The organism is Pseudomonas sp. AC463 (genome assembly GCF_979253585.1).
In genome coordinates this window covers 1-270 of record NZ_CEEDDZ010000626.1, presented here as the reverse complement: position 1 = coordinate 270, position 270 = coordinate 1, and the positions used below count along the sequence as shown (strand labels likewise).

Genomic DNA, 270 nt, shown 5'->3' with positions numbered 1-270 from the left:
CGCGAGGTGCTGCAGCAACTGCCGATGGAGTTCGCGGTCGAGGCGCAGAAGTTGCTGGGGATTTCTCTCGAGGGGTCGGTGGGGTGATCCTAGCGCTGCTGATGCTGTTGCAGGTTGCGCCGGGGGCTGGCGTGCCGCCGCCGTCTGCTGCGGAGGCGGCGGAGCAGGATATCGAAGTGATCGGCCGGAAGCTTCGGCTGCTGAGGCTGAACCTTTCGATGAATGATCGCCGACTGACCGGGTGCGCCGTGGCGGTATCGAGTACTGACC

1 protein-coding gene is annotated in these 270 nt (G+C 65.2%); it reads left to right on the top strand.

Translation table 11 applies throughout. The features are described from left to right. Window positions 1-83: 83 nt before the first annotated feature. Window positions 84-270 (top strand): hypothetical protein (locus AC0IYH_RS31720; protein WP_471838232.1); only part of this gene is annotated, 187 nt, incomplete at its 3' end.